At 47.5% G+C, this 14,529-nt stretch carries 9 protein-coding genes; 2 read left to right on the forward strand and 7 right to left on the reverse strand.

The annotated features are described in order from the left end of the window. Positions 1-11: 11 nt before the first annotated feature. The 5 genes from DW205_RS11595 to DW205_RS11615 all read right to left on the reverse strand — a co-directional run bounded on the left by DW205_RS11595 (position 12) and on the right by DW205_RS11615 (position 8,832). Positions 12-1,121, reverse strand: coding sequence for a DUF1573 domain-containing protein (locus DW205_RS11595; RefSeq protein WP_005867942.1), 1,110 nt, complete (start codon positions 1,119-1,121; stop codon positions 12-14). A 27-nt stretch (positions 1,122-1,148) separates the two neighbouring features. Further along, a complete protein-coding gene (locus DW205_RS11600) occupies positions 1,149-1,526 on the reverse strand; it encodes a DUF1573 domain-containing protein (RefSeq protein ID WP_005858893.1) in 378 nt (125 codons plus the stop codon). 169 nt (positions 1,527-1,695) lie between these two features. Next, positions 1,696-7,377: an alpha-2-macroglobulin gene (locus DW205_RS11605; protein WP_005867943.1), complete on the reverse strand. Its 5,682-nt coding sequence runs from the start codon at positions 7,375-7,377 to the stop codon at positions 1,696-1,698. Positions 7,378-7,464: 87 nt separating this feature from the next. After that, positions 7,465-7,962, reverse strand: a complete 498-nt coding sequence (locus DW205_RS11610) for a dihydrofolate reductase (protein ID WP_005858889.1) — start codon at positions 7,960-7,962, stop codon at positions 7,465-7,467. Positions 7,963-8,037: 75 nt separating this feature from the next. Next, positions 8,038-8,832: a thymidylate synthase gene (locus DW205_RS11615; RefSeq protein ID WP_005858887.1), complete on the reverse strand. Its 795-nt coding sequence runs from the start codon at positions 8,830-8,832 to the stop codon at positions 8,038-8,040. Between the two features lie 393 nt (positions 8,833-9,225). Between DW205_RS11615 and DW205_RS11620 the strand changes: the two genes are divergently transcribed. Then, on the forward strand, positions 9,226-10,374 hold the full coding sequence (locus DW205_RS11620; protein ID WP_005867945.1) for an aldose epimerase family protein: 1,149 nt from the start codon (positions 9,226-9,228) through the stop codon (positions 10,372-10,374). A 540-nt stretch (positions 10,375-10,914) separates the two neighbouring features. Continuing rightward, entirely contained in the window at positions 10,915-11,283 is a 369-nt protein-coding gene (locus DW205_RS11625; protein ID WP_005858880.1) for a hypothetical protein, read from the forward strand. On the opposite strand, the gene DW205_RS11630 is transcribed toward DW205_RS11625, so the two are convergent. After that, positions 11,275-13,251, reverse strand: a complete 1,977-nt coding sequence (locus DW205_RS11630; protein ID WP_005868464.1) for an OmpA family protein — start codon at positions 13,249-13,251, stop codon at positions 11,275-11,277. The two genes, DW205_RS11625 and DW205_RS11630, sit on opposite strands and share 9 nt — an antisense overlap. Positions 13,252-13,311: 60 nt before the next feature. Then, positions 13,312-14,526 (reverse strand): S-adenosylmethionine:tRNA ribosyltransferase-isomerase, encoded by a 1,215-nt coding sequence (locus DW205_RS11635; RefSeq protein WP_008777933.1) that lies wholly within the window; start codon positions 14,524-14,526, stop codon positions 13,312-13,314. Between the last annotated feature and the right edge of the window lie 3 nt (positions 14,527-14,529).

Consider the following 14,529-nt stretch of genomic DNA (forward strand, 5'->3'; position numbering starts at 1 on the left):
TTAATAATTCATTATTTATATGCGGTGACCTTGATCAAGCGAATAGGCCCGTTCGGGTCGTTGCATACGACATTAATAAGTGCTTCAAGTTTTGTCTTTATCTCTTTCGGTCGCAAGGTTACTTTGAAAGTAGCGGTCGCTCCCGGTTTAAGTTCTTTCTTGCCGCCGGACAAATCGACACGCTCATCATCACAAGTGACGCTGTAGATCGTGAGCGGAGTCTTTCCGGCATTCGTAATCTCAAATGTACCCGATACTTTACCACCGATCAACGGAACGATGTTTTTCTTGTTCGGTAGCTTGCCGAATTCCAGTAAAGTGCCGGATAATTCCGCTATTGGGGCTTGGGCTTTATCCGCAGCGGATAGTTTGCTGAAATTATCGATCACGTTGGCGGAGATCTGGATCTCTCCGGATACTTCCTTCTTTCCGGCGTTCTGTACCATGACCGGCAAAAGCGTAGAGACTCGTCCTTTCCGCTTCAAGACCTTGGCATCCATAAGGATCGTAATGGCACCGACCTCGTCCGGTTGAAGGGTAGCCGGGTTCACCTGTACGTTAAGGTAGTGAGGTACTTTACCCAGATGAATCGTAGCCGAGGTCTTTCCCTCGTTCTTAATGTTGATCTTCTCGCCCAACGTTTCCTCCGGACGGATACTGCTGAATAGAACAGTCTTCGTATGCAGCTTCAGATCACCGATAGAATAAGGATACGTAAAGACCGGCTGCGAAGGTTTCGGGGTGACATTTCCTTTAATGGCTAGGCTGTAACTCCCTTTCTTTCCATTGCTGAATATCGATACGGTTTTATAAAACGGGCCGGGGCGTCCTTTCGGATTATACGTTATCTTAACTTCACCGGTCTTACCGGGAGCGATCGGCGACTTGGTCCATTCCGGCCGTGTACAACCGCATGACGCAGTAACACGGGTGATGACCAAAGGGGCGTCTCCCGTATTCTTTATCGTGAAAGTATGACTGGCGAATCCATCGGCCTCGGCTATTGTCCCGAAATTATAAGTCAACTCGTCCGACAAGATTTGGGCGCCTTGTTGTGCCCAAGCTGTCGTTATAGATATAATTGCTGTAAGAGCAAGGATCAACCTTTTTATATTCAGCATTCCAATTGGGGGTTTTTTACGTATTTCTTATTCAACCTCTCCCCGGATGTTCATGATGAAGCTTCCGGTTTTCCCGTTACTGTATACGGAAATGGTCTTCGTGAAAGGACCCGGACGTCCTGCCGGATCGAAAGTAACCTTGATCTGGGCTTTCTTACCCGGAGCTACCGGTTCTTTCGGCCATTCCGGGGTCGTACATCCGCAAGACGCGATTACACGTGTAATGACCAGAGGCATATCGCCTGTATTGGATACTTCAAACGTATGGGATACTTTTCCGTCCGCTTCCTTGATGGTACCGAAGTCGAAACTGGTTGTTTCCGCGGAAATAACTGCTTTCTTCTGAGCCGAAGCCATTCCTGTCGCTAACAGGATCGCCATGAAAATAAAAACTATTTGTTTCATCTTATCGTTTAGTTTTAATTCGAATTACAAAGATAGTCATTTCAATTGAAAGTTGAGAATTGAAAATTGAAAATTAGAGGAAGATAACGCTTCTTACGGTGCCCATTCTAACCTCCTTATACTGGGCATTGTAAGGAGGTTAGAACGGGCATTGTAAGAAAAGGCTTGTTTAGGGCATGATCCGCAAGCTTTCTCCGGCGGTGTGCGACACGAATTCCGGGGCGTACATACATTGAATCGTACTGATACCTCCGGCGTATTCGCCGCTACGGGATACGTAGACCGGATATTCCAAGACAAACGTACCTTCCGGCAGACGATTGATGAAGAAATTCTCGGATACGTCTTTTGGGGATCTGTAATACCAGATACCGTCTCTTGATTCCGGGCTGGAAAGTTGATCGGCCGGTTCGAAGCAGCCCGCACGTAGATCTTTCAAGAATACGTAATTCATTTCACGGTCTGTCCGGATCGTTAGCCGAACGATTACCTTGTCTCCGATGCGGAGCGGCTGCTCCGGTGTTACGGGACGGATTTGGCGGTTGGTACCGTTATTGGTCTCGACGAATAATTTCTTCTCGACACTCAACACCCCTTTTTGTCCTTTTACCTTGTCGATCTCTTGGAAGTATTGCTCGTAAACAGCTCCCCATGCCGGAGTGTTTCCTTCCTTGCGGATCGAGAGCACGGGGTTGGCGGAACTATTTACCGGCTCGTTCGGAAGTATCGTTTTGAGGTAACCGGTAGCGATTTCCCCTTCCGCTGTACTATAGGTCTTGCCGTCCCATGTCGCTACACAGGTGTTTTGCGTGTTCAGCCAATCACTACCCGTGAGTAGCAAGGCGTAAATGGCGTTTACCGTGGCGGGTACGGATTCCCAGTTTTGTGTACGTTTCTGGTTTAGCAACCATTGTTTCATCCGGTTTGTATTCTGGGTATCCGGCGCGATTTCGTTAAAGACGGACATTAATAAGCAATGCGTGTCGATCGGTGAGGTGAAATAATCACTCCCCCTGCGGTTGTTTGCCCAATACATACCTTTCTCCTCGGAGATCGTAGCGGTCTTCTTTAGTCCTGTCAGGATCGCTGTCGCCACCTCCTTTTTACCGTTTCGATGCATTAACAAGGCGATTTCGCCCTTGCTGATTAAAGAATATTGATTCCAGTGCTTCTCCGCTTGGTTCGTATAGAAACGGATCACTTCCCGGGCGTCTCCCAGTTCCGGGATATCCCGGTAGGAGCTGCGGACGAATAAGAACTCTACCTGCTCCGGCGAGGGCCATGCGTTTTGCCATTTCTTATCGTATTTCAGCAAGTTCTCATAATCCGTTTGCATACTTTTGTCCAAGAACTTGAGGGCCTTCATTTGCATCTCTTTCTCCGCTTGCCCATATTGGATCGCGTTTAGCTGTACAAGCTGTGACATACCTTTCAGGATAGAAAGCGTGATCGCACGGCTTGCGGGGAAACCTTTGAACCAGCTCCATCCACCCTCTTCGTTCTGTTGTTGGATCAGTTGTTGCAAGGCCGCTTCCCGTAATCCGTCCGCACGGTTTAGGTCGAACAATAAAGACAAGCGTTGTTTTTGCTCTGTCTCGTTATCGGCGGCCAGTACCCAAGGCGTCTCTTCCAAGAGTATGTTCTTCAGCTCTTGGTTCTTTTCCAAGTTTGAATAGAGGGTAGAGGCATTCCCTCCTTGGGCGGTCCATTGGTTGATCACTTTCTGGATGCGGGGATGGGCTTGGGCGATATAGGAAGCCAACGTATTGCTGTAATAAGCGGCAAACCAAGATAAGATATTATCATTGTTCGGCTGTGTGATCGTTGGTAATGCCTGTACCGCGTACCAAATCGGATTCCCGGTCATCTCCAGCGTGAGACGGAACGGTGTCGCTCCCTCCGAGTTCCCGGAGATACGGATTTGTTTCTCTCCTTCCTTGAGCAAATAGAACGGGGTACTTTCCGTGATGAGCAATTGATTGGAAAGAACCGGTACGATCTGCTGCTCCCCGTCGCTTCCCTTTTCAGAGTCGGCTAGGATACGTACGCCCAGTAGGCTGATCTGTTTGGGGACCGGGATCATCCAGCTTACAGTAGCGATGCTATCCGGTTGCAACTCAAACGGACGTTGTGACTTGCTCAAGCAGATAATCGGTTGGTCTGTAGCGGGATCGAATAGTTCGATGCGTACACGGCCGGATACCGCTTCCTTGGAATTGTTGATGACTTGCGTGCTGATGCTGACCTCATCCCCTTGGCGGACGAAACGAGGCAGATTCGGTAGAACCATCAAGGGTTTGCTGCTAATGACCTCTTTCGTAAGCAGACCGTATTTTAGGTCTTTGGTGTTGGCCAACATCTGTAGTTTCCAAGTCGTATTACTTTCCGGCAGGGTGAAATTTACGAATACGTCTCCTTCCTCGTTCGTTTGTAAGGTCGGGTAGAAAAAGGCGGTTTCCGCGAAGTTCTGCCGGATTTGCTCCGGACTTATCGGCTGGCTGCTCTCTTTGGCGAAAGGATCGGATAGGCTGAACACGGGTTCCCCTTCCGTAGATTCCACACTAGGCTCTTCTAACACGGCGCTGTCTTCCATGATGTTCATGGATTCCGCCACTACTGGGGCTGCCGCGGATTTCAGCATGATACCACCCGTGGCGAAAGCCCGGTTGCTGGAACCGTATCCTCGTATGACAATCTCATTGAATAGACCGAACCAATTTAAACGGTCATACTGATATTGAGGTACTTTTATATACTTGGCCTCTGTCTGGTCATATTGATAACTACGCTGGAATCCGGCTCCGGTTGAGAAACGGGGAGCTTGTAGCAAGATCGTTCGCCGCGGGGAGAAATACCAATTGAATGGTATGATTTTATCTAGCGAGGCATCATACATGCTGGTCAGTACCTCGGCGGATACGATCGTGGAGTCCGCGTCGGTGATACGGAATTTCCAGCTCTCTTTACTTCCCGGAAGTAAACGATCCCGGAAGGTTATCGGCTTGATGGTTAATTGCCGGTTGGGTAGCTGAAGTTCTACGGGTACTTGTGTGATATATAGCTCACCCTCTTTTACGAACGTAAAGGATACGATGATTCCCTCTCCATATTCCGGCTTGAACGGGATCTTAAACCGATGGTTCGCGTCGCTTAGCTTTATCAACTCGTGATGGATGCGGTTATTTCCGGCAAACCATTCATAGAGTACGTAGGCGTCCTTGTCGGAGGTGCCGAATACGATCTCCGCTTCCTCCCCGGGTAAACAAGTTGTCTTCTCTTTCAGCAGCCAAGTATGGGTAAATACGGGAGGACGCTTGTCGTTCTTTCCGTATAGGATGAAATCGGACTGGTTTTTACTGGGTCGTCCTTGGCTATCTTTGGCTTCTACTAAAATGCGATAACGTCCGGAGGGCAATGGGTTGAAAATAGCCGGACTGATCTCCTTGCCACTGGTAAAGCTACCGGAAGCTACTTGCTTGCCTTCTTGATAGCTCTCTCCGCTATTCTTATCGGATCGGTTCGCGATCAGTTCTACGATCTTGAAAGTACCGGAGGTGGAAACCATCTCCCCATTGATTGTCCGGGCTTCGACTACGGCTTTTACCGAGTCTTTCTCGATTTGTGGCGGTAGGTTCGTGAATAAGACGATACTGGATTCTCCTACCGAGAAGGTGTAATTCGCCTCTTGGGTCTCTCCCTTGCTATCGGTTACGGTAGCCGATACCTCGTAGGTCTGGTATGCGGAAGCGTATGGATTCGTATCCTCCTCTTTTTGGGGACGGAAAGATACGCTGAATGTCCCATCGCCGGAAAGGGTGGTACTCCCTTCCGCAACTTGTGTCGGAGCGCTCGGACGGAAATACCTCCACAACAGGAAGGGCCTGCGTGTAATACGCCAAGTGACATCTCCGCTGGGCAGCGACACGCCGGAGAATGTAGCCGCCTTGCCTTGTATGGTTACGGAATCGCCGAAAGCGATATCGCCCTTGATCGGGAGGAAGTACGCTTGGAAAGTCGGACGTTTGTATTCCTCTACATGAATATATACGCTCATCTGTCCGGTACTTAACCGGAAGACGCCGCTTAGGGTCTGTTTGGGGAGGGAGAACTCTCCGTTAAAGGAACCGAACTCATTGGTCGTGACTTTCTTCTGGGTTATCTCTTTCCCGTTAGCGTCGTATAAGGTCACCGTAAAAGGCTGTCCGGCCACGGTATGCGGGTCGTTCGAGTCTTTTACATAGGCGAGGCCTTTGAAGAAAATGGTTTGTCCCGGACGGTAAAGCCCACGGTCCGTAAAGATAGAGACTTCTATCGGGTTCTTTTCCGGTTTGTGGCCGGAACCCATCGGATAGATATTTGTCAACATAGCGTTGGTATCTCCCGGTCTGCTGGCTTGGAACGCCAATACTTGACTGTTCGCTGGAAGCGTGGCCAAGCCTTCCCGGTCTGTCTTGACGGTACCCAGTTCTTGCAAGCTACGACGCTGACCTCCGTAATAGGTAACGATAGCCCCATCAACAGGCTTCCCGCTAAGATAGTCGGTAACCATGACCTCTTGTTTATTACCGGAAAGATTACGATAGATCGCGGCCAATCGGGTTACGCTAACCGTATTGATCGTCTTTAGCTGTTGTCCGGGTACGGTTACGACACATTCATACAATCCCGGTTGATCCATAGATATATGTAAGGTCGTATCTTGCTGCGAATAGGTGTTGGGCAGTAGCAAAGAGAATGTCTTCTCATTTACGAGTTGTCCCAAGGTGCTGCTACTTGATTTTTTTGCGGATGTATGGGCTGCCGCTTGTAAAGGTGTTTTCGAGCTTCGATAGATTTGTACGATGACTTTCTGTACATTCTTATATTCCAGCTTGATCCCCAGTTGCTGTCCCGGATAAACCGTATTGTTTGTAGATGCGGATAAAGTAGGTTGTTCCAATTGCGCCAAGCGATTCTTTAAGATAGCCGTGCGAGGGTAACCGGAATATCGTTTGATACCCTCCTCGCATAGTTTCACCTCTTCCGCTTTGATAGAATCCCATTGGGTAGAGACGTAACGAAACATACTGCCGCTAACCAAATCCAATTTAGCGATTAAGATCTCGGTGGCATAGTTTTGAGAAGCTAAGTTCCTGTAAAGCTCATCCAATGCGTTCATGTAAGCCTCGAAAGACTCTTTATCCCTTTTATCCCCGTAAAGGAATCGTAGGTAATCCAATTCCGTAAGGAGGACCGATTTCATATTCGGCTCCTTATTTTGAAAGGCGATCAAGTCTTTATAGATCTGTACGGTCGGTTGGATGTCCAGTGCCCGGAAGGCAAGGAACTCATAGAGGGTCGGACGCAGGGTTTGCGAGTCCTTTCCGATCTCCAGAATATCCTTGAACTTGCTGACAGGCGTATTTTGCAATAAGGCCGTAGGTCGCAATGATAAATCGATCTCTTCCTTGATCTTATCCGTGAATAAGTTGGAAGTCCATACCCGGATATCCTCCGGGATATAACCGCTTAATTGGGTTCTTTGGTTGATGGTCCACTGGTTCCGTTGGTAGTAGTTCTGATACATCTCCGCCAGCATGGAATGTAATACCGCCACGGAAGCCGAGTCGGCCAGGCTGTTGGTGTAATTCTCCACCTCCTTGATCAGTTCCGGGAACTGATCATCGTTTACCTCCATCTGTTCTTTCATTTTAAGGATAAGATTCTTGATCACCATAGGGGTATTCTTATCGTTTATAGCTTGCGTGATAACAGAACTTTTTTGTTGAGGCTGGGCGGCCCGGCTATACATAATAACCGCCGAGATGCCGCAAAGTATCAGGGCAGATAAAATAATTGCTCTTATCTTCATATCTTTTGGGTTTTATAAGTTTAACAATAAACCTTTCCTATATAGATACAAAGAAAGAGCAAAAAGTTGTAAAACGTACGTTAATGTTTATTTTTTGCGCACGTAGGTGATGTAGGTGTAGGGGTAAGGGTTCTTCTCGTCTGCGGGATACTCCTCACGTTCAGTCTCTTCCCAAAGGTCCCAGTTTACGACGGGAAAGAACGAGGTCGCGTCGGGAAACTCATGATGGATGCGGGTAATATACATTTTGTCGGCTATTCTCAAGGCCTGTCTGTAGACCAACGCGCCGCCAATGATGAATATCTCGTCCTCTTTCTCACATAAATCCAGAGCGGCCCCCATAGACTCGCAAGCGAAACAATTCACGAAACCAGCCTCGGGCATAGTCGTCAATACGACATTCTTCCGATTGGGCAGTGGCGCTACAGGGAGAGACTCGAATGTCTTACGTCCCATGATTACCGCATGTCCCGTGGTTAATTCCTTGAAACGCTTCATGTCTGAAGGCATGTGACATAATAATTGCTGATTCTTTCCGATCGCGCTTTTATCTGCGATTGCTGCGATGATAGAAATTGTACTCATAGACTTATTGATTTATGATTTGTAATTTATGATTTATGAATTAACTGTCAACTGTCCATCGTCAACTGCCAATTCTCAGACGGCCACTTCTCCCTTGATGTGGGGATGTGGGTCGTATCCGGTCAAATTGAAATCCTCGAACTTAAAATCGAAGATGCTCTTTACGTCCGGGTTGATCTCCATACGGGGCAACGCACGTGGCTCACGTGTCAATTGTAACTTAACTTGCTCCAAATGGTTGCTGTAGATATGGGCGTCTCCCAACGTATGAACAAAATCTCCCGCTTTAAGGCCGGTAGCTTGTGCCATCATTTGTAATAACAAGGCATAGGAGGCAATGTTGAACGGAACGCCAAGGAAAATATCCGCGCTACGTTGATACAATTGTAGGCTCAACCGTCCGTTCGCCACGTAAAACTGGAAGAAAGCGTGGCAAGGAGGCAGGTTCATGTTGTCTAAGTCCGCCACGTTCCATGCGCTTACAATGATTCGTCGTGAATCCGGGTTATGCTTGATCGTCTCCACGGCCTCGGTGATCTGGTCGATAGATCCTCCTTTATAATCCGGCCATGACCGCCATTGATAACCGTATATATGCCCAAGGCTACCATCCGCGTCGGCCCACTCGTTCCAGATGCGTACGCCATGATCTTGCAGATATTTTACGTTGGTATCTCCATTCAGGAACCATAACAATTCGTAGATGATAGACTTCAGATGCAGCTTCTTGGTAGTGAGTAGCGGGAATCCCTCTTCCAGATTGAACCGCATCTGATGACCGAATACGCTGATCGTTCCCGTACCCGTCCGGTCTTCTTTTCTAACTCCCTCGGTAAGCACTCTATTGAGCAGCTCTAAATATTGTTTCATTACTCACTTATTACAATAGTGTGCAAATGTACAAAAGTGAATCGTATTATACTAGAATAACGGGTCAAAATATGAAATCGGTTGAGGATTCAAACGGTTTCTTCATGTATCCTTGGCTGTTTCTTCGGGAGGTATTAGGGGATTTGTATGAAGGTCTAGCTTATTTATCAGCTGTTGGATGATCATCTAACAGCTGTTGCATGATCTTCCAACGGCTGTTGCATGATCATCTACCAATTGGTGGATGATTAAGATGTCAAGAGGAAGGGTGTAGTACTTCGAGTAGAAATCGGTAAGGATTCCCGAGAAAATGCGTAAGGATATTGGACCTCATGTGGATAGAATGCGTATCTTTGCCCGAAGAATAACATTTATTAATTTTAAAGGTAAGAGATGAAAAAACTTTGTTTTGCGGTCATGGCAGTGTGTATGTTATTGTCATGCGGAGGTAAGAATGAGAAGGGGGCGGCTACGGAAGAGGCCACTCTTTCTGGTTTGATGAAGTCGGATTTTGTATCTGAGGTAGATGGTAAGCCGACTGCTTTGTATGTGTTGAAGAATAAGAAAGGGGCTGAGGCTTGCGTAACGAATTGGGGCGGACGCTTGGTTTCCGTGATGGTGCCTGATAAGAACGGTAAGATGACGGATGTTGTGCTTGGGTATGATAATATCGCTCAGTATGTAGCTTTTCCGGATAATAACTATGGTGGTTTGATCGGACGTTATGGCAACCGTATCGCAAATGGTAAGTTTACGTTGGACGGAACGGAGTATCAACTTCCGCAGAATAATAACGGGCATTGCTTGCATGGAGGTCCGAAAGGATATCACGCGGTAGTTTGGGACGCGAAACAGATCGATGACCAAACCTTGGAGTTGACTTATCTATCGAAAGACGGTGAGGCAGGTTTCCCCGGTAATCTGGATATCAAGGTGATCTATAAGCTGACGGATGATAACGCCGTTGATATTAAATACGAGGCGACGACGGATAAACCTACTGTCGTGAATTTGACAAACCATAGTTATTTTAATCTTTCCGGCGTCCCCGGCTCGCAAATCATGGATCATACGATCATGATCGACGCAGATACATATAACCCGGTGGACGAGACGTTGATCCCGACCGGTATCGAACCCGTGGAAGGCACGCCGATGGATCTCCGCAAACCGGTAGTGGTAGGCGCAGATATCGACAATCCGTTTACGCAATTGGTTTACGGTGGTGGTTACGATCATAATTGGATCTTGAACGCCGCCGGCGATATCAATAAGGTAGCCGCTAAAGTTGTATCTCCGACAAGCGGTATCGTTATGGAAGTTTACACCAACGAGCCGGGTCTTCAATTCTATGCCGGTAACTCAATGACGAAAGCGGGTGATAAAGGCAAGTTAGGTGTGGTTTACCCGCATCGTGGCGCTCTATGTCTGGAGACTCAACATTACCCGGATAGCCCGAACCAGCCGACATTCCCGAGCGTAGTGCTTCGTCCGGGCGAGAAATATACGAGTGAGTGTATTTATAAGTTCTCGGTAGAGTAAATAAGGAAGAAAGTTCCGGATTTGGAAATATCCAAATAATGGTGGAGGCGCATATACATTAAATAGGATGTATATGCGCCTCTCTTTTTTACTCACGGAAGCATCTTGTTTATAGTGGAAGGATTTATCGCTAGAGAGTATACGCCATCTTTTCCCAATAGATTTTAAAAGAGAAAAATAAATCCATATGATGTATGAGAAAAAGCGTTATATTTGTATCGATAAAGTAAACTCTTGTGGAAATTCAAGGGTTTATGAATCAAAGTGTGATTACGATAAGCGTTTAAGATATTATCTTTGGAACTGAAAATCGCCAAGTTTCAAGTCGGACAGAGATAATAGGCAACTAAACGCTCACGCTTGTTATATATACTGCCTAATAGTATACGTAATAAGGCGTGGGCTGTTGTTTATTATTTGTCCGATGGGTGTTTGGCGATGCCTCAGTTTCGAATAGTAGATTAACAGTTCCCACGCTTCTTTTTTGTAGCATATAGAAATACCGAACAAGGTGAACGGTCCGGTTTGAGGGAAACGTATATGGAGGTAATTAAAAAGCAACGTTTGGCTGTCTGTCGTATATTATTGGATGTAGTGGAAGGTGCGTGTGAGGTCCGTGATCCGGATCTGATCATGCGGACTCGTCATTATCCGGCACTTCAAAGGGAGATGTGTTTTGCGGATCGGGATTGGGAAGAAGCGAGAGATTTGAGTGTACTTGCCTGCTTGGTACTATCCAAGGAATTGCATTATAAGGTTAAGATGATGATCGGTTTGGTAGCTCATGACTTGTATTCAAGGGAGTCCTCGGTCTCTTATCAGCAACGCCTGTCCTTCGATGTGCTGATGAGTGCGATCGATTGGCCGGTCTCTTTTAAGGAGATCACGCTCTTTGCTCCCTCAAAATAAGTTATAGTTTGTACGTAAGACCTTGAATTCCGTTCTGCGGTTGATCTGGTCGGCGATCTCTTGTTGTTCCGGCGGCAGGGCAAGGATGAATTCCTCGGTAAGCACATCGCCTTCTTTCAAGAAATCGAATTGTTTAGCCATCTTCTTATTGATCGTCTTGGGAACGCTTTCTCCATATCCTTTCGCTTCCAGACGAGCCGCCTCGATACCTCCCGCTATTAGGTAATCCACGACCGATTGCGCACGGCGTTGAGCCAAACGCTCGTTATACTGGTCCGTACCTTTCCGGTCCGTGTGGGCACCCAGTTCGATCGTTACGTTCGGGTTATCGTTCAGCATCTTGATCATCTCGTCCAAAGCTTTCTTGGATTCCGGACGAAGGGTCGCTTTATCGAAATCGTAGAAAATGTTATCGATAACAACCGGCTTGCTGATCGGAGAGAGGAAGAAATCCACGATATACGTCTCGTTTTTCTCCTCGGGGCCGGTATGCAACTCGTAATTCTGGTTGAGGTAACCACGGGCGCTGGCCATCATGACATAACGGATGTCCCGTTCCAACTCGACACGATAGGTACCGTCTTTCTTGACCGGGACTTTCACGTTCAGTCCGTCTTTTCCGACGATGCGTACGGTAGCGTCCTCGATCGGATATTCATCGACATCGTTTACGATTCCTTCGATGAAGATGGTGATCGTAGGCCGTTCAAAGGAATATATATGGTCATAGCCCCGTGCGTCGTTGCGGTTGGAGCAGAAGAAGCCCCGTTCCTCTTTTCCGGCGAAGGTGATACCGAAATCGTCTGCCATAGAGTTGATGGGAGCGCCTAGGTTCTCGACCTTCCACTTCCCTGTACTGTCTTGCGTGGCCTTGAACAGATCGAGGCCGCCCATTCCCGGATGTCCGTTGGACGCGAAATAAAGGGTGACGGAATCCCGGACATACGGGAACATCTCGTCTCCCGGGGTGTTGATCTCTTCTCCTAGGTTCTCCATCGGGCCGAAATCGTTTCCCGCTACCCGGGCACGGAAAATATCCTTGCCACCGAAACCGCCCACGGCGTCGGATACGAAATACAAGTATTTGCCGTCCGGCGAGATGGAAGGATGACCGAGGGCGGTAACCGAGTCTTTTACGATCGTCGCACGGGTTCCTTTTCCCCATTTGGCGCTGCTTCGGGTAGATATGTAAATCTCGGCAGTACGAGGGCCTTCCGGATCTTGGGCGCAATAGGTATAATACATCGTGTTTCCATCGGGGGAGAAAGAGGGGGTTCCTTCGTCGTATTCCGTATTCACCTCGTCTTCGAGCTCTACGGGAGCTAGCCAAGCCCCTTTCTCGTCTTGCTTGACAAGGAAGAGGTTATTGTTATTTTGCCCGGTGATGGCGCTAACTTTCGCGTCTTTGTCTTTCGAGCGGGAAGAAGCGAAGTATAGTTGGTCGTATTTATCTCCGGCCAGCATCGGACTGAATTCTCCCCGGCGGGAATTGAATTTATCCATGCGTCTTACCTCGTAGCGGGTAGGGTTCTTTTTCCATCCGGGAGCTAACTCGCATCCTTGTATGCCGTTGATAGCTAATAAATTGCTAGGATCGTTCTCCATATAGATATCGTAGTTCTTGATCGCCTCCGGATAACGTCCGGTCTTCTGTAACATCTGTCCCATGCGTAGGTAGACGGTGCTATCCGGGTAATCATAGCGGATGGCGTTCATATAGGCGCTAGTCGCTTTCGCCGTATTATTGATCAACCGGTTACATTCGGCCATACGGTAAGCGATATAGCCGCGCAAATCCCTTTTCTTCGGGGATGTTTTCGTGTAAACCTTACGATAAATGGCGGCTGCCTCATAGTATTCCCCGATACGCTGCTTCTCCTCGGCATCGCTCAACTTCGCCGATTTGCAGGAATACAAGGAAGATACGATAAGCAAAAATAAAATATATATAGTAAAATGCGCTTTCATTCAATCTGGAATATATTCGTGCAAATATAACGAATTGTATGGGATCTTATTGTATGTCTGTTACAATAACAAGGAACTATCCCCATAACTCAGGAACCTGAAATCGTGCTCTAAGGCATACTCATAGATGGATTTCCAGTTTCCTTTTACGAAAGCGGAGATCAGCAAGAGCAAGGTGCTTTTGGGCTGGTGGAAGTTGGTGACGATTCCTTTTACGATCTTGAACTCATAGCCCGGGGCGATGATGATTTGCGTAGCCGTTACCAGCGTATCCGCATCATGCTTATCCAGATAATTGAGGATGTTTTGAAGGGATCGCTCCGCTGTCAGCCGGTTGTTATTGGTGTCGTAAGGCATCCATTGTTTTACGACGAGATCTTCGGAAGTCGCTTCCGGGTTATTATCTAGGATCACGCCCATGTAATAGAGACTTTCCAAGGTCCGTACGGAAGTCGTTCCTACGGCGATGATATTTCCAAGGTTGCTTTTGATACGTTCGATGGAACTGCGGCGGACGGAGATAAATTCCGTGTGCATCTCGTGCCCTTCGATCGTGTCGCTTTTTACCGGTTTAAAGGTACCCGCTCCGACATGCAAGGTGACTTCTTCCCGCCCGATGCCCCGAGCATCTATATCGGCAAGTACTTCCGGAGTGAAATGAAGTCCGGCGGTCGGTGCGGCGACGGAGCCTTTTATCTTAGAATAAACCGTTTGATAGGTCTGTAGGTCGCTCTTCTCTGTTTCTCTGTGTAAATAAGGAGGAATCGGCAAGACCCCGGCGGCATCCAAGATATCGGCGAATGTATAAGTCTCGTTATCCCATGTGAATTCGATCAAATGTGTGTCACCATGAGACTTTTTCTTATCTGCTGTCAGCACGACCGGTTGATCCTTAATGAAGATCGTTTTGGATAAAGTGCCTTCTTTCCATTTCTTAAGGTTGCCAACCAAGCAAGTCCAGCTACAGCGTCGGGTCTCTTGAAAAATCAAGGCGTAATCATGAGGCTCGATGGGCTCCAAACAGAAAATCTCGATGCGTGCGCCGGTCTCTTTCTGGAAAAGTAGGCGGGCTTGTATGACCCGGGTATTATTGAATACCATCAAGGTGTTTTGGGGAAGATAATCCGTGATATGCTTAAAGATACTTTCGCTTATTTCCCCGTTACGGTAGAGTAAAAGTTTGGACTCATCCCTTTTAGGCAATGGGAACTTTGCGATTCGTTCGTCCGGTAACGAATAGTTATAATCTTCGATACGTATTTCTTGTGTCTTCATTAC

Origin of the sequence: Parabacteroides sp. AM17-47 (genome assembly GCF_003434625.1) — a bacterium.
Taxonomy (GTDB): domain Bacteria; phylum Bacteroidota; class Bacteroidia; order Bacteroidales; family Tannerellaceae; genus Parabacteroides; species Parabacteroides distasonis.